Here is a 22,285-nt window from a genome sequence, read left to right as displayed (position 1 = left end):
GTTGAGGGATGCAGATCCATCTGATAAAATAGGTGCATGAAAAAAATTATGGATGAAATTATCGAATTAATGAAATGTGCAGGCACTCGACCGATTGAAACCGAAGTTCCAGGGCTGAGCATGATTAAGGGAGATATTCCTGCTCATCAGCTTGCAGCGCTCTACGAGCCGATGATTGGTTTTACGGTTCAAGGAACTAAGATGCTTTCAATCGGGGAGCGCAGAACTACCTTGGGGGGACCCTCGTATTATGTTCTGCCGGTACATGTTCCCGCAACGGCGAGGGTATATCCAGACCCTAATGGCGGTCCTTACATGTCCCTTGGTCTTGCGATAAATCAGAATGTACTCCAACGCTTATTAAGAGATCTGCCTGAAAATCTAATCCCAACTTCTTCTGCGCAGTTCGCAGCTTGTGAGATGGAGATTGAATTCATGGAGGCATGGCTACGCTTATTGCGATTAACCAAGTCAACCAGAGATATTCCGGCTCTTGCACCGGCTTATGAACGTGAAATCCTTTATCGCGTTCTGATGGGACCGCAAGGATGGTATTTGAAACAACTGGGTATGAGGGAAAGTAACTTTGCCAAGATTTCTCATATTGTAAAATGGTTTCGCGATAATTTTATGAGGCCCATAGACATCGGTGAGATGGCATCAAAATCGGGTATGGCTGTAAATACCTTTCATCGTCAGTTTAAAAGTGCAACGGGATTAAGTCCTATTCAATTTCAAAAGCAATTAAGGCTTTTGGAGGCTAGGAATCTCATTGCATTTGAGGGTTATGCAGTAGCCAGTGCCGCATATCAGGTTGGCTATCAGAGTGCCTCGCAGTTTAATCGCGAATATTCCCGCTTCTTCGGTTTATCTCCAGCTCGAGATACGGAGAAACTAAGACGAATCGAACATGCCAGGGACTAGACAAGCCGGGGATCATTAGCATTAATCTGGACGGAAACAAAGCCCCCATTAAACTGTAGGACCAGAGTATGGAAGCTCAAAATCGAAAGAGTGGATTCATGAATTGAAATCAGGAGGTTAGCCGGATGAAATTTCCATTAAACTTCTGCTAACATAGTTTTATCCCATATTAAATAAGCGGTGAAAACGGATGAGTACAATCAAAGTAACACCTGAACAGTTATATCACGTATCAAGTCAGGTGGATCAGGCGAGGCAGCAATTGGAGCATATCCAAGATAATCTCTCCAGGCAGATGATGTTCCTTCAAGCCATGTGGATGGGTGTGACACAGGAGCGTTTTTATGATGATTTTGAGCGGTCGCGTCCCGTACTACAGAAAGCACTGGAGAGCATGGTGTATACTTCGAAAGAGTTGAAGGATATTGCGACACGGTTTGAAAATGCAGATGCGGAGAAAGGGAGTCTGGGCGGTGTTATTGGTGCTATTGGTGCGGCAGCAATGATGAAGAGCTCAGCAAGTGATGCGGGTTCGGAGGACAAAGGCTACCGGATGGCACAAGTCAATATCTATGGTAGGCTGATGTGGATGCCAGTAAACGAGAATGGCGTTCCCGATCAGGCGTCTCTACAGGCATATCAGAAGGATCAGGGGCATTTGGATATTAACCGAATGCAAGCAGGTCATGCGGAAGAGCCGGGGGAAGATATTAATGCGTTACAGATTAAAGCTTTTGAAAATCGAATCCATCCCTTCACGGGCGAGCCTGTATCCGATAAGTATGCTCAGATGATGCTGACTTCCCTGAAGTTCAGCCAGATCGTTATGGCTTTTCAGATGGTTCGCGGAAGTATGCCGGGTCGCAAAGGGCCATTTCGCTTGCCTGCTTCTGATCCGGCTGTGGCGAAGATTAAAAAGAATGTGGAAGCGGGTGAAGCGAAAAGAGGAAATGGGCTAAAGAAGGAGCCTGAGGGAAAAAAAGAAGTCGCTAAGACTGTAATAAGTGAAGAAGTAAGTGATACGGAGAAATTGCAAAGACCTTACGATCATTTGGTAAACGTAGATGGTTTTAAAAGAGGTAGCAGACCAGGAGTGTCGGGTGGTCATAATATAGAGAAATTTAATGAAGTTTTACAAGAAGACGCAAATAAATACGGGCTGAGTGTTAAAAAGGATTATTTTATCGGTGAGCCTAAGAAGCACAATATTAAGGGGATTTACGAAATAGAGTATCAATTACCATCTTTGAAACGAAGTGAATCAGATAAAAGTGTTTTTGAGCCGATAAGAGAAGAAAATGGCAATGTGATTGGGAAAAGAGTGAATGACCCTAAAACAGTATACGATCCTAATATAATTTCTAATGAAAAGATGTATAATTGGGGAAAAGCAGCATTGGAACCACAGATTCAGGCTGGGAATGTGAAAAATGGGATAGTTAAAGGTGAATTAAATGGACTTAAATTTGTAGGGTTTGTAGATGATAAAGGGAACATAAAGAACTTTTATCCTGCGTTTTAATTAATAATGAAGGAGAGATATGATGTACAAGATACTGAAAGCAAAAGCTGAAATAGATCAAATAGTCGAATCTTATTTCTGGATTATTGATTTTCCAAGAGCTTTAACATACTTCGGAGATCAAGAAAGACATGGGTATGGTTCAGGTCCACTGGAGGTACAATTTTCATCCTATCATTCGCCAGAAGAAGAAGAGTACATTGGTGATCAGAAAGTATGTTTTATCGGAGAGCCCCCAGCATACGATGAAGATGTAATGGCAGTCATGGAGTATGATGAATTTTATAATTATTTGTTGATTTACAGTGAGAAGTACTTGGAGGAGCATCCAGAAGATAAACAGGAGATATTTAATTTATTAGATGTGGTAAAAAAAAGATTGGGTTTACATTCTTAACTTAGTAATTGTGAATCTAAAACCATTTGTAATCCAGAGCGAATATTCGTTTTATCTTATACGTCATAGTATTGTAGTCTAAGTATCGGTGTGAATTTTGTAAGAGTCGAAAGCAATCGAAACGTTACTGTTAGCCCCGGTAGGTGTATATAAAAATCAGAGAGCTCTTCCCACTTGAGATATTGTGAGGAATGAGCTTTATTTGCGTATAGGATGTAAATAAAGAAGGTGAGAGGCTAGCACGTAAGGGGCTGGATAAATATTGCGGGCTATACTTATATGATTACATCTGTCTATCCGTTGTATTAAGAAGAATGGAGATATTGAACATGATAAAATATAGGTACACTATTGAATATAAAGAGGATTTCAACGAAGTTATTCTGGACTTAGGCATTGATTCATCTTTAAAAAATGGTTATCTAATTACGAATTCTTTGGGATCGGATATATTTGGAGATTTCGCCACGATCCAGAAAGAGGTCGGAAACTTAATTGAACTACTGAAAGGGGAAATAACGTTATACGAAGGTGGAGGGAATGTCAATTTAATAAGATCAGACAAGTCTTTTACAACTTTTGAGGATATCTTTGCTGAAGAAGAGGAAGAAGACAGTACATGCAAAATTGAGACGTTAGAATATGTAAAGATCCTATTGTTATGGGCAAAAGAGAACTTTCAATATAAAAGCAAGCGAGATGTTATTTTGAAAGAAGAAGCAGAATTAGCAGTAGATTGGATCAATAAAAAATCTATTGAGGTTTGTGAGCTTGAGAGTCAACAAGTTAAGTAGGTAGAACTTATATCATGGAGTTGGTAGTGCTAACTTCTATTTACTGTTGAAAAATGCTGATTTTAAACATTTGCCATATAACTTGAACCGTAATAGTGGAAAATGTTTTAAATTCCTAATAATATACTTTATAGAGAATGTTTATTATTATAAACAATCAAGTGCAAATAGTAGAATGGATGTAAGGAGGGTGTATTGTTGAAAGGCATAAATGAAGTCAAAACTTCCGATTTAAGTATGAACTGGGCTTTTGACATAAAAACAAATAGGAAAATATCTGCAAGAGAAATTCATAATAATAAGCTATTAAAAGTGTCCAACCGATATGTATGTATAGGATGCAAAGAACTTTCGAAACATTTGATCTTGGATAATGAAAAAGATAAAAGACAAACAGTTCTCGAACATGTTTCTCATGATGAACACCCTTTTTTCAGAAAAGGAAAGCTTCAACAGCATTACAAACGTTGTCGTTTCCGAAGTCCGGATTCTAATGTTATTTCATTGGCAAGTATGAATGGCATAAATGTTGATGAACGAATGAAAGTGCTGAGAATTTTGACGAGCGCGAAACTGGTTAGAAAAATTGGAAATTTATCAGGAAATTCGAGACAAGCCTACAGCAAGTTCTTTACTTATCCTGCTCATCAGAAGTTTTACTATTTTCTTTCAACTCTTCTCAAAGAATATGAGATTAGTACATTTAAAAAGAATATTTCTGCGTTCACTGTTGAAACAGAGACCGAAGATAGAGTTAAATTTGCTGATATGTTTGGATTACAAGACGACATTGTTAAGCAAGTCGATAAGAATTTAAAAAAATCTACAATTAGCTTAGCCATAATTATCGGAACAGTGGGTAAAATTACAAACAAAGGTCACTTATTAATTGATTTCACAACCAGCCGAGACATAAATAACGGAAATACAAAACCGTTTCGGCTGTTTGTTCATCAAGATTACGTTAGTAAAGTGGGGAATATCTACTTATTAGAAAATCAAAAAATTGCTTGTTACGGATTTCCAGATAAAAAGTCTTTATCATATGGAAGTGTATATCAAATGGAGTTATTTTCAATTGAGCATCAAATATTTTTCTTCGAAACGCCCCCTTCCCTAGATTGTATTGAAGCAATTAATAATCACAATGATCCTCTTGGGTATACTTTACAGGAATCTGAGAGCTTTATAACAAGACTCTGGGGTGCCGAGAGACTGAACGATCAGGAGATAAAAGAAATAATATCCTCATATTCACAAATTGGGCTTAATGATTACAAAACTGAGCTTGATAGGGACAGAGTCAAAGAAGAGAAGTATAGGGATTTCATTAAAGACAGGGAAAATCTTATTTTGGAGACTGAAAGTTTAAAACAGCAAAATAAACAGTTGCAATTGGAAATGCAAAATGTGGCTAAAAACCATAAGGCTTTATCAGCAAGGTTTTTTTCCAAACTTGGTTTTAACCTCAAATCACTGAGAGCGATTGAGATTGATATGCAACAGATCCAAATGCGGGTTTATGAACTCGAGAAACTATTAAATAAAAAAGAAAAAGAAATTGAACAAAATAATGGTATAAAAAGACAATGGGAAGAATGGTATCAAGCTTTTCAAGAAAGAAGTCAAAAAGTTACTAGACTGCAACAATATGCAGAAAAAGAGATCGGATACAAACAAATGTTAGCTGATTGTCAGTCCACTATCTTTCGAATTCCGTTAAAAAATCCAAGATGGAACCTATTTCTCGGATTGCGTACGAACGTTATTAATGAAAATTTGTTTGCGGTAAAAGGTGTAATTCAACTATATAAGTATCAAAATCAAGCTTGGTTCCCGTCGAACCATAAATCACAGGATCAGATTATTGAATATCAAGTTAGTATAAGTCAATTAAATTTGTCACCTAGAAATGCTATAAAAGGATTTTATTCAAAACTTGGAAAAGCCATAATTGAAAGAATTGTTCTCATGGGTTGGCCTAAAGCAAATTGTCAGTGTGTTAAAGGTCACGGTTTGATGAAGTTGCAATTTAAAAGTGGACAGTATTGGTTTGAATGCTGGGATAAGAACTGTGGAGAGAAATATACATTAATATGGGGAAACTAACCCTAAAAACTTATTATTGATATCTATATTTACAAAGTCCTTGCTCCTTGGCAAGACACTGTGTTTGTTCAGGAGAGGACATATTATTTAATTGTCCTCTCGAGTTAATGAAACACTCACTTTGGTGTAGTCTAAAACTGAGATAAACTTATTAAATTATTAATTAGATGGGAATATATACATTCTTATTTAGAATAATTTTTATACAGATAGAGAGTTATTTCTTTTTCTTTTAGAGTAGTAGTCTAAGGGGCTCATGAAATCAAGAGTGGTTTCTAAATAATTTTTTGGCATAATACTATCAATGAAAGTGTTGAAAAACTGATAAAAAAGCCTATCTATTTCAAATAAAATATCAATCCATTCTTCAATATCAAAAATATTTCTCTGAATCATATTGAAATGGTTTCCATTAATTGTTCCAAACATCACTGGCCTCTGTTCACCTAAGCCAGGAGTATAGTATCCCCCCCTATGTTTCATGTAATTGTATTCAGATCTTATTTTACGAACGGTCTTATTAGAATAGAATTCGTGCAGTAGTTCCATTATTTTCTTTTTGTTTCCTAGTCTTAACTTTAAAATCAACACATCATAGGTACAGGCTTTACTATAGTCTGTGTATTCTTTTTCAGAGTCAATAAAACCGTAGTAATCATCTGGAGAGCAATAAAACCATGCAACCTGCCATGATAGATCGATGCAATAATTATAAGTAGCTAATGAACTCTGAAGAAATGTACTTTTAGTGTACTTAACTGATAGATCATCATTAGCTGTTAAGTCTCCCAAATTGCTAACCTCAGAACTATATAGTAATGTTCTAGCATTACAAAAAGTGTTATACGTTTCAAAAATCTTAAAGCCTGTTGTAATTACATTAGGATTAAATTTTGCGTAGTGACCTTCATGAGGGTTGTATTTCAACCAGCCATGAACATCATACTTTTCATAAAGTTCAAGTGTTTTCATTATTTCACCTCGATAATTGTATATTTTTTAGAGTCAAATTATAAATTTATGTTAGATTCCGATAATTTGGCCGGTTACAGTAGCAGTTCATATGAGAATGAATTCTGAGGTTAAGTTTGAGAATAAGGTTTTCTTACATCTGTCCGATTTAAAAGATAATCTGTGCTAGTTTGATGATAATCAGCCAGCTTTATTAATATAGCTGTGGGAATGTCCAATTCACCACGTTCATAGTTGCTATAAACACGTTGACTACAGCCGAGATAGGCGGCCATTTGTGTTTGGGATAAGTCTTTGTCTTCACGCAAATTGCGTATACGAGCGTACATGATCATCACCTCACTAATATCATATCTTAGCGCGCTATCCGCTATTGATTTTTAGCGTAAAATCCGCTAAAGTATAATTAGAATAGTTGTGAAAAGACTAGGTGGGGATAATATGTCAAACCTGATCGAAGATTTGTTTCACGGAAACCTACGGTTGGACGAGTCGATTCATCCAGAACATGCCGAGTATTACGAAATTAACAGCCAAATATCGGACATCATGCAAAGCTACAAAACAAAGCTCCCAGATACAGAATACGATGCCTTGGAGCAATTGATCGACTTGATCGGACAGTCCACATCCATGTACGTGGAAGCGGCGTTTGAGCAGGGTTTTCGTACAGGCGGGAGACTCATTATTGAGGTTTTAGGCAAAACGTGAGCGTAGTATCTTTTAACCTAGAAACCAGCAGACAATACAAAGCAATTCAAAAATCCCCTTCTCCATTACCACCGATCAGGCTGGCATGGGGGAGGGGACTTTGCTTTATGAATTATTCTTTTATCTTACCAGCCTATACCTACCGCGCACCAATATTCTTACCCGCTGGCGTACCTGACCCAATCAGATCACTGCCACCTGCAAGCTTCAGGAAATTACCCAATACAGGGGTGCCGTCTGCGGCACGGGTTACCGAAGGCACAAGGGAGACAAAGTCGGCTGCGCTGGCGAGCAGGCCTTTGTCGTTGACGCTTTTTTTGTTTTTCCACCAGACGTTGGTGCTGCTGACATCGGTTCCGCTGGTTTTGTCGCTGGCTCCGCCTTGGAAGGACAGGTTGTTGGTGAAGATGTGGGTACCTTTGTCAAAAGCAAAGTTGCTTTGTCCATTATTCCATGAGGTGTTGTTGGTCATCTGAATTGAACCTGGATTGCTGTTATAGGTAAAGCCGTGCTTTTTGTTATTAAACGCGATATTGTTCTCGACAATATGATTCACGGCAATTTTCTCGCCGCCCAGCTTAAAGCCGTTACCATCGCTGTTTGAAGTTGACGTTCCGTCTGCGGTGGCACCGTTTCCGTAAGCAATACTGTTGCGGATCGTGACGGCACCGATGGCACCTGTATCTGTTTTGCTATACAGATCCCAGCCATCGTCCACGTTATAGGCCGCAATACAACCGTCGAAGACATTACCCGGGCCTACCGTCAATTTCGCGGCAAAACCGTCTGCATCCTCGCCGTCATCCGGGTCATAGTTGTTGTGAGAGTAGGAACGAATGACTTCGTTATACGAAGGCCATTCACTTTTGGCAGCCGTTGAAGCATAACGCCCCATCTGAATACCTGTATCGCGGTTATGGTGGGCTTCGATCTGCTCCAGACGGTTGTAGCTGCCGCCGATGAAGATACCGTTATCTCCGGCACCTTTGACTTCAAGTCCTTTCACGAACCAGTAGTCTCCAAACATCTGTAATCCCCGATTCGTGGAAGCGAAGGCTTGAGCCGAGAAGTCGAATACAGGTTTTTCCGATCCGTACGCGACCAGATTTTTGCGCTGTGAGGCGGTGCCGCTGTTGCCGCGTTCAATGGTAATCGTCTGCGAGAAGCTGTAGGTTCCGCCGCGCAGATAGATCGTTTTACCTGGGGCGATCTGAGTCAGAGCGTTAGCGAGTGACGTAGGACTATTGATCGTTCCTGGATTGCTGGCGGAGCCGTTAGGGGATACGTATAAATCACCCGCAGCCAGCGTTAGATTGGAACTATTCACCACTGACTCTGAATCTGAGGTATGAGGCAATCCGCCTTCCAGCAGTTCTGCGGCACCCACGGAACCACCGCTTAACAGTAGTAGAGGGAAGGCGGCACTAAGACAGATGCTGGTCATTTTGGATTTCAGGGAACGCTGGGATCGTGCAGATGCATGAGTAGATGTGGAAGGAAATAATTTCATGATGCAAGCCTCCTTGGTTAATTGGAATAAAATATCGAGCTGGCGGGGAACCGTGTATGGACTGAACAAAGCAGAACAGAGCAGAACAGAGTAGAGTAGAGTAGAGTAGAGTAGAGCGTACCTTTAATGAGAGCAGAACATACTGCGTCACGTGCTTCGTCCTACCGTCCAGCTAACTAAAAGGTATCCACCAGAACACAGCTTCATGGTAAATGTTGTAAACGTTATCATCAATAATCATTTGATCAGATTGCGTTTAAGACTGGCAGGACAGGCATAAGCGCTCCGAATCCCATCCCATCCACAATGGAAATGTAATCCGATCATTGGTTGATCGCCTTTTTTGAACGAACCATCGTCCGAAATGAACGTGAATATGCCTGTTTTTCCCGAGCTGATCACATGAAACTTATCCCGAGTCTACCGCTTTGAACTTCATTTTCTCCAAAATCAACGACTGCACGTAACAAAAAGCCCCATAAGCGGCTGCCAACATTGGCACCCAGACTCATGGGGCGGTACTTTCATCTAACTTTTTATGCGAAAATACTCATCCAGTTATGGACAATACTCATCCGACTCGTCTAACGCCAATTAGTATCCGTCCGTCTCCCGACTACGCTTCTCAGCTTGCTCAACCCCCGGATCATGCTTCGGCTGTACTGTTTCACTATCGTCTGTGGATACAGCAGCCAGTCCTTCTGCCACACGTCGCCCATAATCCGCATCCGCCTGGGTAAAATAAGAGATCATGCGCTCCCGGATATCCGGTTTGCATTGGGCCAACGCGCCGACCATGTTGTTGATCAGCTCATCTCGCTCCCAGTCCTCGAACGCCCGGTAGGTATCCCCGGCTTGTCCAAAATCATTCGTACGCTGAATCTTTTTCCGCACCAGATGGCCTTCCACCAGAGGTTCATGCTCCTTGCCGTGCGGCTGAGCTTCCGTCAACCCACCGAGCGAAGAAGGCTCGTAATTCACATGTGGATTTTGACCCGGTGCCCGGTCCACTTTATATTGCATTTGCCCGCCGCTTTGATTGGTAGCTACCCGGTTCTTCGGCGCATTCACAGGTAATTGCAGATAGTTCGCACCCACCCGGTGACGCTGGGTATCCGAATAGGAGAAGGTACGTCCTTGCAGCAGCTTGTCATCCGAGAAATCAAGCCCGTCCACCAGTACACCCGTCCCGAATGCAGCTTGTTCCACTTCATTAAAATAATCCTCGGGATTGCGGTTCAACGTCATTTTACCTACAGGCAGAAACGGAAAATGATCCTGCGGCCACAGCTTGGTCGGGTCCAGCGGGTCAAAATCCAGCTCGGGATGCTCGCCATCCTCCATCACCTGAACGCACAGCTCCCATTCGGGATAGTCACCTTGTTCAATGGCATGATACAGATCCAGTGTAGCGTGGTTGAAGTTCTGACCCTGAATTTCACTGGCGTCCTTTTGCAGCAGGTTGCGTATGCCTTGTTTCAAAGGTTCCCAATGGTATTTGATGAGTACACCTTTGCCGTCCTGGTTCACCCATTTGTATGTATTTACGCCTGACCCCTGCATCTGCCGATAATTCGCCGGAATGCCCCATGGAGAGAAGAGAAAGGTCACCATATGTGTTGCTTCAGGACTAAGGGAGACAAAATCGAAAAACCGCTCCATATCCTGTGCGTTGGTCAGCGGGTCGGGCTTGAAGGCATGTACCATATCCGGGAATTTGAGTGGGTCGCGGATGAAAAAAATTTTCAGATTGTTGCCGACCAGATCCCAGTTGCCGTCTTCGGTATAAAATTTAACGGCAAATCCGCGCGGGTCCCGCAGCGTCTCCGGGGAGTGCCCGCCATGAATGACGGTAGAGAAGCGTACGAATACGGGCGTTTGTTTGCCTTTTTCCTGAAAGAGACGCGCTCTTGTGTACTTCGATACGGGTTCATTTCCCGCCGTTCCATATGCTTCAAATACGCCATGAGCTCCAGCCCCGCGGGCATGCACGACCCGTTCCGGGATACGCTCGCGGTCGAAGTGTGTAATTTTTTCGAGAAAGTGATAGTTCTCAAGTGTGGTTGGTCCACGGCTGCCTACGGTTCGTACGTTCTGATTGTCGGTAATCGGATGGCCCTGCCGATCCGTCAATGTCTCGTTTAACGGGTCTGAGGAATGCCCGGATGGTGAAGAATGTTTATCCATGGAGCGGTATACCACCTTTCCTAAAGTTGGATTCCTGTATATATTTTCCCTGAGGTGAAGATCTATACATAGCCTTATCCAGGCTTCGCTGTTAACCAAGTGAAAAAAAGCTTGTCTCCTGACCCATCACGTGAGATAATTAACTTTTGCCCAGCGGCCTTTTTTGAACGGAAAATAGAAATCGGACCGCTTTGTCTAAGAATGGAGGCTGACCCAGGATTGTCTACACAACGTTACCCTTTTGCGTATGATCCGGCTGAACCTTTTGTATCCCGTCTGGGAGAGTGGGTTGCCGATGTATTTTATGATATTTTGCCAGAGTCCGGCTTCGAGGTACGGGACGAACAGATTTTTATGGCGTACCAGCTCGAACGGGCCTATGGAGATAAAAAGACGATTATGGCCGAGGCCGGCGTAGGAACAGGTAAAACACTCGTTTATCTGCTCTACGCGGTTTGTTATGCACGTTATACGGGCAAACCGGCGGTGATCGCCTGTGCCGATGAGTCTTTGATTGAACAGCTGGTGAAGCCGGGCGGAGATATTGCGAAGCTCGCTGAACATCTGGATTTGCAAGTGGACGCGCGTTTGGGCAAGTCGCCAGATCAGTACGTCTGTCTGAACAAGCTGAGTGCCGTCCGATTTGCCGATGAGGATGCGCCAGTGATTGAAGAGGTGTACGAGAGCCTGCCGGAATTCGTGAATACGCCGGGAACACTTCAGGCTTTTCATCCGTATGGTGACCGCAAGCAGTATCCGCATCTGAACGACCGTCAGTGGAACAAGATCAACTGGGACCCGTTTCAGGATTGTTTCGTGTGTCCAAAAAGACAACGCTGCGGCCTGACGCTGTCGCGTGATCATTACCGTCGTTCCAAAGACATCATCATCTGTTCCCATGATTACTACATGGAGCATGTGTGGACTTATGAAGCGCGCAAACGTGAAGGACAACTGCCTTTGTTGCCAGATCACAGCTCAGTTGTATTTGATGAAGGCCATTTGCTGGAAGAAGCGGCGCTGAACGCCCTGAGTTACAAGCTGAAGCACCGCATTTTCGAGGAACTGGTCACACGTCTGCTTGAAGGCGAAATTCGTGAATCCCTTGCGGAGCGAGTAGATGAGGCGATTGAAAGCAGTGAGCGTTTGTTCCGTCTGCTCGATACGTATACGGTGGCTATTCCCGGCTCGGAAAGGAAGGAAGTGCGGGTAGAAGCACCGTTGCTGCGTGAGATTGAACGATTAAATGGTGTACTGGATGCGATCGGAGAAGAGCTGGTATTCGAGAGTGGATTATTCTCGCTGGACGGGTATCAGATGCGTGTCGTGGAAGAGCATTTGGATATGATCCAGACGGCTTTGTCCCTGTTCCGCAAAGAGGATGGTTACATCTGTTGGGCGGAAGAGAGCGAGGATGAGACGACATTGTCAATCATGCCGCGTACCGTAAAAGAAATCCTCAATGAACGTGTGTTCAACACCGGTATTCCGATTGTCTTTTCATCGGCTACGCTATCCGTGGACAATTCTTTCCGTTATGTGGCGGATAGTCTGGGGATTGACGATTTTGTATCGTTCTCCGTTGCTTCTCCTTATGATTACGCAGATAAAATGCAGATGAAAATAGCCGAACAAGCTGTACCCGGTCATGCAGAGAACGAGAAACGTTTGCGTGATGCGGCGGCTTTGCTCCAAGAGAGCGGCGGTCGGGCATTGATCCTGTTCCGTACGATGGAGGAACTGCTTGCGTTCAAGCAGGATATCGTGCATGTACCAGAGGCGCAGGGGCTGCGCTTTATGTATGAAGGGGATCGGGAGATCAGTGATCTGATTGCGGCATTCCAGCAGGATGAGGAGAGTGTGCTCTGCTCCGTCAATCTGTGGGAGGGACTCGACGTTCCGGGACCTTCGCTGTCCAATGTCATGATCTGGTCGCTTCCATATCCACCGCAGGACCCGGTATTTAATGCCAAACGCAATGCATCGGCTTCGCCATATGAAGAGATCGATCTGCCGTATATGCTGTTACGGGTGAAGCAGGGTCTTGGACGTTTGATTCGCACAAGCAGTGACTCCGGTTCGGCGGCGATTCTGGATGAGTCGATCTATACCCAAAAGGAAGCCAAAGACCGTATTGCGGCTCTGCTCCCGGAAGGTGTAGAATGGACAACCTTGACACATTAATCCGTAACCACCGTTTCTAAGCGTTAAACGAACATGCAGGCACAGGATGGATGTAGCACGACAAGATGGGTTCATGTTTTGCGATTGAACTTTGTGATTGATAATTGTCATTCATATTCTGTGATTCATGTTTCCGCTGTATGCCTCATGTCTCATGTCTGATTCCTGCGCTCTGAGTGATTACTTTTGTGTTGCGAAAATAAAAATAAGCTCCTGTTCACGTGGATACATGATCCGAGGTGAGCAGGGGCTTATTTATTTTGATTATCTATTCGGTTATTCATTTGGTTCTCGATTTTGTTATGCGCTATGAACGTAGAGCTTGTTGTGTAGAGATTGTCTGGTTAGGAATCTTTGCCTTTGGCCTTGTTAAAAAATACCCATGCTCAAATACCGTTCCCCGGTATCCGGCGCAATGCAGAGCACCCGGTGCCCCGGCCCCAGTTCCTTCGCGATGCGAAGGGCGGCCCACACCGAAGCGCCAGAGGAAGGGCCGAGCAGCAGCCCTTCCCGGGCAGCAAGCTGCCGCATCGTATCCAGTGCGTCCTCATCGGACACCTGGATGATGGCATCCCATACGTCGGTATTCAAGATGTCCGGGATGAAGCCCGGACTTGTACCGACGAGCTTGTGCGGTCCGGGCTTGCCACCGGACAGCACCGGGGAACCTTGCGGCTCCACTGCATAGATGCGGAGGTCGGGAAGCTGCTTGCGCAGCTCTTCGCCCGTTCCGGTGATCGTGCCGCCGGTTCCCGCTGTAGCGATGAAGGCATCTAGTCTGCCATCCATCTGCTCCAAAATCTCGGGCGCCGTCGTGATCCGGTGGATATCCGGATTCGCCTGATTCTCAAACTGCTGCGGAATGAAGCTGCCCGGCAGCTCGGCCTGAAGCTCCTTCGCCTTGCGAATGGCTCCAGGCATCCGCTCAGCGGCAGGAGTAAGTACAACTTCTGCACCGTAAGCCTTCAGGATGTTGATGCGCTCCTTGGACATGTTGTCCGGCATGATAAGGATGGCTTTGTATCCTTTGGCCGCTGCATTCATCGCTAGGCCAATCCCGGTATTGCCGCTGGTCGGTTCAATAATGGTTGCTCCAGGCTGCAGCAATCCGTCTCGTTCAGCCTGTGCGATCAGGTTGTAGGCAGCACGATCCTTGACGCTGCCGCTTGGATTGAAATACTCCAGCTTGACGAACACGTCAGCGGAGTCACGGCCTGTAAGCCGGCTGAGACGAACCGCAGGGGTCTGGCCGATCAGTTCGGTCACATTCGCGGCAACGAGTGGATGTGATGGTGTATTATTTTTTGAACTATAAAGAGAATTCGAATTCGATTCCATGATGTGCAGCTCCTTGATTAGACTGACATTTTGTGAATATCCTTTCCCACATCGGGAAGGTTGGATATGTCTTCTCCATCTTAATGACAGAGCACGCAATGGTCAACCTGTTCAGCAGCACTTGCCTGGAATGTTGAGGCGCGGCAGAGCCTTGCTTATTACACCTGCTGTCTTGGAAACAGATTGTACCAAATACAAAGTGAGGCAAAATACCAATCGTACTCAGGTTTGTGCCAGGTCCATCTGCAGATGTCGACTTAGCTCTTTTTTAACCTCATTGCGCGCAAAGGTCCAAAGCATATAGAACTGTTGCATATATCCCCTGCACAGATAGACAGTTTCGATGCCATCCTTTCGCCGCGTTTCCTCCAGAACTTTCACGCCGCGAATTCTCATTTGTTTGCGCAGTTCCAGCATCTCCTTGAGTACATCATTCTGAATACGGGTGAGTGACAGAATATAGACCTCGGGCATTTTCAGAAGCAAGGTATCCAGGGTGCGAATATCCCGTTCCAGTACATCGAGCAAAAGCGTGCGTACAACCATACCTTTGATCAGACGATGATCTTCATCCGCAGGGGATGGGGCGGAAGTAGGGGATGTCATACATTCACTTCCTTAACCTATAATTGGAATTTATTGTTTACAGAACATGTGTTCTTATATTATAATCAATATATGCAATAGGCATACGTTATACAACCGATAAATAATGGAAATGGATTTCAGCATGAGGTCTGGATGTCGACGGAAATAAAGTTATAGGGGCAATAAAATGAGGAAATAACAGCTGTCAATTGTGGCTGACCACCCTTGTCATGGAGCAGGGCACTGCGTGCTGGGAGCTGCACGCAGTGCGAAGTGGTTCAGCAGAAAAGGACAAGCCAGCTCCAAAATTTAGGTATAATTTATGGGTTTTGCAGGAAACCTAAGGTCAGAAGCAGCAGATGAGTTGGTCAAAATACATCTTTTAACTCTAACGTTTTATGTATGTCATATGACATTGATCAGCTTACGTGCAAGCCATTTTTAGAATGAATCAAGCAACAGGAGCGCAATATACAGGCTTTATCATGAATCAAGCAAAGTAGCAAAAGAACAAAAAAAGCCCAGCCATGGGCGGCGGGCCTGGTAAACATGTTGCCGTTGCAGCGGCAAGATAAATGGAATGTGTGAACATCAACTTTAGACATCAAGTAAAAAAATTTGATGAAACGATAGTCTTCTGATGAAGCTATATCTCAGTGAAGTTGTTTCCAAACTAAGCGAGATATTGAGGTTTCTCGTAATACGCTTCTTTTTCTAAAATGACCTTGTATGGCCGCTCCTTGCCCTTCAGTGATGGGCCGATTGTAACGAGCGGTACGGCCGGTTTGTGGAAACGATCCTTTTCCTTGGGTTCCGGAACCGGTCGTGATGAATCAGGCGCAGAACTAAGGCGAACTTTCTTCTCGCTGCCCCAGCGCTTGCTTATTTTTTTCATTTCCGGTCTCATTCCGGTTCGCCTCCTAACAGATCGTTGATGGCGTTAAACAGTTGACGATTTTGCAAGTCAATGTGTTGAAATACCGCCTCATCCGCTTCAATATGACCAATAATATGAACGGTAATGACATACCTCTTGGCTACAGGATAGCATAGCAGATACTCTTTCTCAAGGTAATCGTCATACAGATTTACTTTGATTTTGTTTTCCCGATATGAATCGACAACAAGAATGCGTTTGGGATCATCCGGTGGTTTGTCATCATTCGCGGACAAGTCGTACTTTCTGCCCGGTTCTCCAACATTACCACATAATTGCTCAATATAACCATTACCATCTGTACGATAGATCGCGGTACCACGGACGGTAAATGGCGGGTGTGACACAAAGGCACTCCGCAATGCATCACTCATGCGTTCGAGCATCTGGGCATCTGCTTTGCGTGTGCGCAGCAATTCTCTAAAGAAGCGCAGCAGCTTGAATAACTGCAGACGTGCCTGATCTTCGGAGCGTTTGTGTTTCTCGATGATACGCTCGGCTTCGGGATCACTCCAGCGTCCTTGCTCTTCAATGCTGTCTGCAATTTTAGAGCAGGCAACAGATACAGCTGGTGCCCATTTTCCGTCAGAACGAATCTCATATACAAGCGGATTCAATCCGAGCAGATCGGTGGGCATCCGCAGTCCTTCGACTTTGGTGGCATCTTTAATATCCGTAATATCCTCCGGAAGAATGAAAAAAATACGCTTCCGTCCCAGACGGCCCATAAATAGACCCATTTCAAGCATTGTATTATCCCGAACCGATGCGTAGTACTTCCCGCGAATTTTGGATATGTCATCCGGATGGAAGATAAAAATGGCAAAGTCCGTTGTGCGCACCTCGGCTTCCAGATCGTCCATGGTGTAACTGCTTGGATTAAATACCCCCGAGTACCAAGGGGTGACTTCGGCTGAAAAACGCAAGTTTTCGTGTACAGCGGCTGCAATCGGCTTCGCTTCCAGCGAGCAGCCAATAAAGACTCTTGGCTTTAACGTTTTCATTCATCCGCCTCGCTTAAACGGTATTGGGATTCAATTGTTATATTATACCATAAACAGCAGAGTAAGTCTGGAAACGTTTGATTTCGATTTATCAATACCGTTTGCTATAGTGTATGTGCATCAGGGAAAGGATTCCTTTGCAAACGACCAGAAAATAAAAAAAGGCCCGTAATTGTCACAGTTGGGTGACTGCACTGTTATATTTGAAGACTTCGGTCATAGAATAAAGGAGCAGGTAGCACCATTAGCAAGCATTGCTTATCCTGGTGTGCCTGTATGACGTCTGGAGCAGTCCAGAGACTGCTTTATGCGTGTTTTTGCTGGGTTGCTTGTTTAGACCCGGTCACATTGGTGTTATATAATAGAAGTACAAGCAAGTTAGCTTTGGTGTTTAAGCAGAATTGAAAGATTACACGAATGGATTCATGTTTGAACTTATATTCACACAGGAACGGAGAGTGCAGAACCCATCTGCAGAAGCGGAGCGTTCGCGTTTATCACAGGATTTTTCCTTTTGAAAAAGGAATCAAAAAAATCCGGGGATAACAGCGATCGAAAGAGGGTACTGCAATCGGAGTGGTTAGGTGTGAAACAAGGTGTTCAATGTTGAATCTCTGTAATTTTCCCATTCGTTTAACCAAGCACAGCTAACCACAACACACAGAAAGGATCAGGATACCATGAGTCCCCGAAGGACAATCTCCCCAAGGACAATCTGGAAACGTTACGATCTCTCATACACTTAGCGCCCCTTGTAGAGTAAACCAACCGTATTTCAACAACGGCTGACTCTGCGAAAGAGGGGATTGGGATGAATATTCGAAGGACGTACACGATGATTTCTTCCAGGCTTACCTTTTGCAGGGTACGGTCGGTTTAAAACCAACCTACAAACTGCGAGGGAACCTGTATGAAGAGAACATCGTTAACCGTACAACACGTGAAGACAGAAGCGATCAAGTTTGCAATTATGCTGCTTGGTACATTTATTTTGGCATTTGCTTATTATCACATTAACTTTCAGAATCATTTATCGGAGGGCGGATTTGTCGGTCTGGCCCTGCTCGGAAAATATGCAACAGGTTTATCGCCGGCGATCGGCATGCTGCTGCTCGACATTCCTGTCATGATTCTGGCCTGGTTCATTAAGGGCTGGAGATTTATGATCCAAGCGCTGCTTGGTGTGGGTGCATTTTCTCTGTTCTACGACGGCTTTGAGCGTTACTCCACACTGGTGATGAATTTTAACGGAAACCTGTGGATTCCGGCAGTGCTGTCCGGTGTGTTGACCGGGATTGGCGCGGGAATCGTGCTGCGCTTCGGCGGAGCGACTGGCGGAGATGATATTCTCGCTGTGCTCGTCAGCCGCTGGAAGGGCTGGAAGCTGGGAACCGTGTTCTTTGTCAGTGATGCGTTCGTTTTGGGATTGTCACTTTTCTTTCTTCCGGTAAAAGAAACTTTATATACAATTCTGGCGGTATGGATTGCCAGCAAAATGATTACGTTTGTGGTCAGTGTACCGGCTCGTGGTCCAGTGGTTACAACTTCGGCTGTAAAATTGCCGATTCCGTCGGTTGCGGCCAAAGCGGTTAATGCTGCGGCATCGCGTACTTCTGTGGCACGAGGCGTAACACATTGAGCACGCGGTTCAGCGTGATCCATAGCTCAGATGGCATGAAAAGTATTCGGTTGTTATCAAGCTTTAATCAGCTTGACATAAGCTTTGATTTAGAGAGGAATCCCTTTTGCCTGCAAACTTCGCAGCAAGAGGGATTTTTTGTTATGCTGAATGCATCTTACATAAGAGAGAGACGGGCAACGAAAGAACCCATAAATTATGAAACGAAAGAACTCATAAATCATGATTTGATAGAACGGGCGATCTGCCCATCCTGATTATGAATGATAGCTCGAATATGCTGCTTGCTGCTCATTTCTCTTGCGGCATCGACAGCCTCTGCTTTGGTGTCGTAAGAAGAGTAATAGTCCGATTCACCTTCCTGTTTGATGGCCCAGCCGGAATCCGTAGGCACAACATGAATATTATGATGGCTTTTGGATGAAGAGACAGGTTCGGAGTGACGCCGATCCCGAGAGGAGGATTCCAAAGAGGGCGACTCTTTATGTTTATCTGAAGATGATTTATGAGAAGGCGAATCAGAGCCTGACGCCTTATGATCAGGATGGTTCTCATCCCATTCCTCGGCCTTGGCTGTGGCAATAGCAATCGCCCGACCTTCCTCATATCCGTCCTCCAGCAGAGCATTGGCAATTTCAATGGCTTTGTGCCGGATACGTGGTTTTAGATTTTTCATCGATACGGGGTAATCCTGTTTGTTCCATGGCATATGTTATCCCTCCAACATCGTATGGGTTACTAGTATATTACCCTCTGCATGAGCAGATAAACGAAACGTTTTCTCAGGAGCATTGCAATGATCACAGGGTTTAGAAGTAATCGAACCAGTTCAACACATGTCCAATCACAGTCACACTATTTGAAACTAGCCTTAATCCTTCCGTAGTAGATAAGACATGAAGGATGAAAACAAACCCGTCACGGCCAGGGATGATCCACCTACAAATCCTCATTTTCCAGCCTGGAAAAATTCTAACGATTCGTAGAAACCTTATATGGAATGTTTTCTCTACTTTAAATTTTTAACGATCTCAGGAAACCTTATTTCAATGAATTCGCATGAAAACAGGGCAGTTTCTTTGATTTTAGGTGGAATAAGCCCCCTGGGAATCGTTAGAATTCCAGAACGTTCAAACCCCGACAAATAAGGTCATCTGAGATCGTTAAACTTACACTCACACTCAAATTATACCTGGGGGTAACCAGCATTTGCATGACTGTGGCTGTGTCAAAGAATATGTTCTCACCAACACCTGCATAACTGTCACATCATGCCTGCAATATGTGTGTATCATTCTTACGGTCTGATTGGTTCTACCAGGCCGCCATAGAGCCATCTGTCCGTCTCTCTGTATCTCCGCAACTTGGAATACAAACGCTGCAGCAGCAGAAAGACAAAGGCAGCTGGGCTTGATTCGTGAATAGTCAAAGGGACCGGGACATCGGTTAGATGATTACAGTCTTGTTCTATACTTTTAGGAGTGCAAGGGGTATAATACGTCAAGTCAAAGATTCATAGGATATATCTATCAACAGATCCAAAATAAAGGAGTACATACACAATGTTGAGTATAAGTCTTGCTCTCCCCATGCTGTTTACGATGCTGATTCATGCCGCCGACAGTTTGTCATATGCGCTCCGTCTTGGGGGCCTGCGTACTCGCAGAATCGCTCTGGCGATATCACTCGCAGGCATTTTGCTTCTGGTATCCCGCACTTCGAATATGGCGCAGGGCCCTATGATTGGCAGTCTGGTGGATACGGCGGCTTCCGGAGCTAATCCGCACTTTGCCGCGCAGCTTCATTGGTTAATGGGGGCGGCGACCATCGGAACAGCAATCGCCATATTTTGTTTTCCAACCATGGTCAAGCTCTCTTCCAGAATGGTTGTACATTTCGAAGCCGCTGGTTCTATTCCCGCCATGGTACGAAATCTGCTGAAGCGCAGCAAGATTCGCAATGCCGCATATTATATCACGCCACCTTCCTGGCAGATGGCTAAACGTTTGGTACAGCACGGGATGCCAAGACGTTTAATGCTGCTCAATGTAGCGGTGACGGCCATCTACACCACGGGTGTGTTATCCAGCCTGTATGCTGCGTATCTGTATCCAGCGCAGGCTGTAGCTGCCTCCCAATCGACCGGACTGATTAACGGCATGGCCACTATATTGCTCACCATCCTTATTGATCCGCGAATTTCGTTGCTCAGTGACAGGTCACTTCGAGGGGAGATTCGGCTGGATCGCATGAACCAGATTTATGGCTGTATGCTGATTTCACGCCTTTTTGGCACAATGGTGGCTCAGGTTCTTCTCATTCCTCTGGCCTACTGGATTGGTTGGATTGTCAGTATGATGTAAAGTTTATATCATCACAGCTAGTCGTCAGGATTAAATCAAAAAAAGAGCAGCGGAATCATTCCGCTGCTCTTCAGCATTACTGCATAGATTTATTCAAACAGAACACGATACTCGCCATAACCTTCTTTTTGCAAATCTTCTTTCGGTACAAAACGAAGCGCCGCGGAATTAATGCAATAACGCAACCCGCCTGCTTCCGTAGGGCCATCCGGAAATACGTGTCCGAGGTGGGAATCGCCTTCACGGCTGCGGACTTCAGTACGGATCATAAAGTGGCTGAGATCCGTTTTTTCCTTCACATTATAATCCCGGAGCGGACGTGTGAAACTTGGCCAGCCGCATCCTGAATCGTATTTATCCGTGGAACTGAACAGCGGCTCTCCCGATACGATATCGACATAGATGCCATCCCCGTGGTGATCCCAGAATTCGTTATGAAATGCGGGTTCAGTCGCGTTGTTCTGAGTCACTTCGAATTGCAGCGGTGTCAGGCGCTCCTTCAGACCGCTTTTATCCACTTTGCCCGACCAGTTACGCTCAATAAAGTCCTGACGGCCTGAGCCTTTGCTGTAACGTTTGTAATGGGCTGGATTTTTACGGTGATAGTTCTGGTGATGCTCCTCTGCTTCGTAGAACGTTTTGGCGGGCAGAATCGGTGTGAAGATGGGCTTGTCAAAACGTCCGCTCTGCTCCAGTGCAGCTTTGGAAGCTTCAGCGATCTTGCGCTGTTCCTCACTGTGATAGAAGATGGCCGTCTGATAGGATGATCCGCGGTCATGGAACTGGCCGCCTGCATCTGTCGGATCAATCTGCTGCCAAAAGAGCTCAACCAGTTTTTCATATGGGAAAATGGCAGGGTCAAACGTGATCTGTACCGCCTCCACATGACCCGTCGTCTCCGAGCACACCTCTTCATAAGTCGGATTCTCGGTATGTCCACCTGTATAGCCCGAAACGATCTTATGAATACCGGGCAGCTCCTCAAAAGGGGATACCATACACCAGAAGCATCCGCCTGCAAATGTTGCTTTTTCTAATGATTGTTGTTCCACGCTATACTCACTCCATTTCTGACGAAGATGCGGTGCTTTCATTTGAACGGTTGC

The 22,285-nt window shown here is 44.7% G+C and carries 19 protein-coding genes; 9 read left to right on the top strand and 10 right to left on the bottom strand.

Features of this window, described 5'->3' with window-relative positions:
- Positions 1–36: 36 nt before the first annotated feature.
- The 5 genes from ACQSGY_RS00540 (at position 37) to ACQSGY_RS00520 (ending at position 5,746) form a co-directional block, all read left to right on the top strand.
- Positions 37–924 (top strand): AraC family transcriptional regulator N-terminal domain-containing protein, encoded by an 888-nt coding sequence (locus ACQSGY_RS00540; RefSeq protein ID WP_427050280.1) that lies wholly within the window; start codon positions 37–39, stop codon positions 922–924.
- Between the two features lie 190 nt (positions 925–1,114).
- On the top strand, positions 1,115–2,446 hold the full coding sequence (locus ACQSGY_RS00535) for a WXG100 family type VII secretion target (RefSeq protein ID WP_427050279.1): 1,332 nt from the start codon (positions 1,115–1,117) through the stop codon (positions 2,444–2,446).
- A 22-nt stretch (positions 2,447–2,468) separates the two neighbouring features.
- A complete protein-coding gene (cdiI, locus tag ACQSGY_RS00530) occupies positions 2,469–2,843 on the top strand; it encodes a ribonuclease toxin immunity protein CdiI (protein WP_427050278.1) in 375 nt (124 codons plus the stop codon).
- A gap of 329 nt (positions 2,844–3,172) precedes the next feature.
- Positions 3,173–3,637 carry a hypothetical protein gene (locus ACQSGY_RS00525; RefSeq protein ID WP_427050277.1) on the top strand — a complete coding sequence of 155 codons (465 nt, stop codon included), beginning with the start codon at positions 3,173–3,175 and terminating at the stop codon, positions 3,635–3,637.
- A 198-nt stretch (positions 3,638–3,835) separates the two neighbouring features.
- Positions 3,836–5,746: a hypothetical protein gene (locus tag ACQSGY_RS00520; protein WP_427050276.1), complete on the top strand. Its 1,911-nt coding sequence runs from the start codon at positions 3,836–3,838 to the stop codon at positions 5,744–5,746.
- Between the two features lie 201 nt (positions 5,747–5,947).
- On the opposite strand, the gene ACQSGY_RS00515 is transcribed toward ACQSGY_RS00520, so the two are convergent.
- Both ACQSGY_RS00515 and ACQSGY_RS00510 read right to left on the bottom strand, forming a co-directional pair.
- Positions 5,948–6,718, bottom strand: coding sequence for a hypothetical protein (locus tag ACQSGY_RS00515; protein WP_427050275.1), 771 nt, complete (start codon positions 6,716–6,718; stop codon positions 5,948–5,950).
- A gap of 110 nt (positions 6,719–6,828) precedes the next feature.
- The gene (locus tag ACQSGY_RS00510) at positions 6,829–7,047 is read right to left on the bottom strand and encodes a helix-turn-helix domain-containing protein (RefSeq protein ID WP_427050274.1); all 219 of its coding nucleotides are present in this window, start codon (positions 7,045–7,047) and stop codon (positions 6,829–6,831) included.
- Between the two features lie 112 nt (positions 7,048–7,159).
- Here ACQSGY_RS00510 and ACQSGY_RS00505 point away from each other — a divergent pair, with 112 nt between their 5' ends.
- Positions 7,160–7,429 (top strand): DUF6809 family protein, encoded by a 270-nt coding sequence (locus ACQSGY_RS00505; RefSeq protein ID WP_427050273.1) that lies wholly within the window; start codon positions 7,160–7,162, stop codon positions 7,427–7,429.
- A gap of 139 nt (positions 7,430–7,568) precedes the next feature.
- On the opposite strand, the gene ACQSGY_RS00500 is transcribed toward ACQSGY_RS00505, so the two are convergent.
- Together ACQSGY_RS00500 and ACQSGY_RS00495 are read right to left on the bottom strand one after the other, a co-directional pair.
- Positions 7,569–8,939, bottom strand: coding sequence for a right-handed parallel beta-helix repeat-containing protein (locus ACQSGY_RS00500; protein WP_427050272.1), 1,371 nt, complete (start codon positions 8,937–8,939; stop codon positions 7,569–7,571).
- A 594-nt stretch (positions 8,940–9,533) separates the two neighbouring features.
- Entirely contained in the window at positions 9,534–11,126 is a 1,593-nt protein-coding gene (locus tag ACQSGY_RS00495) for a catalase (protein ID WP_427050271.1), read from the bottom strand.
- A gap of 219 nt (positions 11,127–11,345) precedes the next feature.
- On the opposite strand from ACQSGY_RS00495, the gene ACQSGY_RS00490 reads away from it, so the two are divergent.
- Positions 11,346–13,310, top strand: coding sequence for an ATP-dependent DNA helicase (locus ACQSGY_RS00490; protein ID WP_427050270.1), 1,965 nt, complete (start codon positions 11,346–11,348; stop codon positions 13,308–13,310).
- A gap of 369 nt (positions 13,311–13,679) precedes the next feature.
- Here ACQSGY_RS00490 and cysK read toward each other — a convergent pair whose 3' ends face one another.
- The 4 genes from cysK to ACQSGY_RS00470 form a co-directional block, all read right to left on the bottom strand.
- Complete coding sequence (gene cysK / locus ACQSGY_RS00485) at positions 13,680–14,648, bottom strand: cysteine synthase A (protein ID WP_427050269.1); 969 nt, start codon at positions 14,646–14,648, stop codon at positions 13,680–13,682.
- 222 nt (positions 14,649–14,870) lie between these two features.
- Positions 14,871–15,254, bottom strand: coding sequence for a hypothetical protein (locus ACQSGY_RS00480; protein WP_248064128.1), 384 nt, complete (start codon positions 15,252–15,254; stop codon positions 14,871–14,873).
- Positions 15,255–15,909: 655 nt separating this feature from the next.
- A complete protein-coding gene (locus ACQSGY_RS00475) occupies positions 15,910–16,143 on the bottom strand; it encodes a hypothetical protein (RefSeq protein ID WP_111271582.1) in 234 nt (77 codons plus the stop codon).
- Positions 16,140–17,177 (bottom strand): nucleotide-binding protein, encoded by a 1,038-nt coding sequence (locus tag ACQSGY_RS00470; RefSeq protein WP_289371243.1) that lies wholly within the window; start codon positions 17,175–17,177, stop codon positions 16,140–16,142. Before ACQSGY_RS00470 ends, ACQSGY_RS00475 begins: the two co-directional genes overlap by 4 nt.
- Positions 17,178–18,087: 910 nt before the next feature.
- Between ACQSGY_RS00470 and ACQSGY_RS00465 the strand changes: the two genes are divergently transcribed.
- Positions 18,088–18,816 (top strand): YitT family protein, encoded by a 729-nt coding sequence (locus ACQSGY_RS00465; protein ID WP_427050268.1) that lies wholly within the window; start codon positions 18,088–18,090, stop codon positions 18,814–18,816.
- A 220-nt stretch (positions 18,817–19,036) separates the two neighbouring features.
- On the opposite strand, the gene ACQSGY_RS00460 is transcribed toward ACQSGY_RS00465, so the two are convergent.
- Positions 19,037–19,525, bottom strand: coding sequence for a DUF2188 domain-containing protein (locus ACQSGY_RS00460; protein ID WP_145403954.1), 489 nt, complete (start codon positions 19,523–19,525; stop codon positions 19,037–19,039).
- 853 nt (positions 19,526–20,378) lie between these two features.
- Here ACQSGY_RS00460 and ACQSGY_RS00455 point away from each other — a divergent pair.
- A complete protein-coding gene (locus ACQSGY_RS00455) occupies positions 20,379–21,179 on the top strand; it encodes a lipid II flippase Amj family protein (protein ID WP_427050267.1) in 801 nt (266 codons plus the stop codon).
- Positions 21,180–21,268: 89 nt separating this feature from the next.
- On the opposite strand, the gene msrA is transcribed toward ACQSGY_RS00455, so the two are convergent.
- Entirely contained in the window at positions 21,269–22,273 is a 1,005-nt protein-coding gene (msrA, locus tag ACQSGY_RS00450) for a peptide-methionine (S)-S-oxide reductase MsrA (RefSeq protein WP_427050266.1), read from the bottom strand.
- Positions 22,274–22,285 lie beyond the last annotated feature (12 nt).

This window comes from Paenibacillus sp. TC-CSREp1 (assembly GCF_050171015.1).
GTDB lineage: Bacteria > Bacillota > Bacilli > Paenibacillales > Paenibacillaceae > Paenibacillus > Paenibacillus silvae.
This window is presented reverse-complemented; position numbering and strand designations above follow the sequence as displayed.

Bases quoted from the DNA above. Each gene is read 5' to 3' on its own strand.
- ACQSGY_RS00540 (WP_427050280.1), top strand. From the start codon at position 37: ATGAAAAAAATTATGGATGAAATTATCGAATTAATGAAATGTGCAGGC.
- ACQSGY_RS00535 (WP_427050279.1), top strand. From the start codon at position 1,115: ATGAGTACAATCAAAGTAACACCTGAACAGTTATATCACGTATCAAGT.
- cdiI (WP_427050278.1), top strand. From the start codon at position 2,469: ATGTACAAGATACTGAAAGCAAAAGCTGAAATAGATCAAATAGTCGAA.
- ACQSGY_RS00525 (WP_427050277.1), top strand. From the start codon at position 3,173: ATGATAAAATATAGGTACACTATTGAATATAAAGAGGATTTCAACGAA.
- ACQSGY_RS00515 (WP_427050275.1), bottom strand. From the start codon at position 6,718: ATGAAAACACTTGAACTTTATGAAAAGTATGATGTTCATGGCTGGTTG.
- ACQSGY_RS00510 (WP_427050274.1), bottom strand. From the start codon at position 7,047: ATGTACGCTCGTATACGCAATTTGCGTGAAGACAAAGACTTATCCCAA.
- ACQSGY_RS00505 (WP_427050273.1), top strand. From the start codon at position 7,160: ATGTCAAACCTGATCGAAGATTTGTTTCACGGAAACCTACGGTTGGAC.
- ACQSGY_RS00500 (WP_427050272.1), bottom strand. From the start codon at position 8,939: ATGAAATTATTTCCTTCCACATCTACTCATGCATCTGCACGATCCCAG.
- ACQSGY_RS00495 (WP_427050271.1), bottom strand. From the start codon at position 11,126: ATGGATAAACATTCTTCACCATCCGGGCATTCCTCAGACCCGTTAAAC.
- cysK (WP_427050269.1), bottom strand. From the start codon at position 14,648: ATGGAATCGAATTCGAATTCTCTTTATAGTTCAAAAAATAATACACCA.
- ACQSGY_RS00480 (WP_248064128.1), bottom strand. From the start codon at position 15,254: ATGACATCCCCTACTTCCGCCCCATCCCCTGCGGATGAAGATCATCGT.
- ACQSGY_RS00475 (WP_111271582.1), bottom strand. From the start codon at position 16,143: ATGAGACCGGAAATGAAAAAAATAAGCAAGCGCTGGGGCAGCGAGAAG.
- ACQSGY_RS00470 (WP_289371243.1), bottom strand. From the start codon at position 17,177: ATGAAAACGTTAAAGCCAAGAGTCTTTATTGGCTGCTCGCTGGAAGCG.
- ACQSGY_RS00465 (WP_427050268.1), top strand. From the start codon at position 18,088: ATGAAGAGAACATCGTTAACCGTACAACACGTGAAGACAGAAGCGATC.
- ACQSGY_RS00460 (WP_145403954.1), bottom strand. From the start codon at position 19,525: ATGCCATGGAACAAACAGGATTACCCCGTATCGATGAAAAATCTAAAA.
- ACQSGY_RS00455 (WP_427050267.1), top strand. From the start codon at position 20,379: ATGTTGAGTATAAGTCTTGCTCTCCCCATGCTGTTTACGATGCTGATT.
- msrA (WP_427050266.1), bottom strand. From the start codon at position 22,273: ATGAAAGCACCGCATCTTCGTCAGAAATGGAGTGAGTATAGCGTGGAA.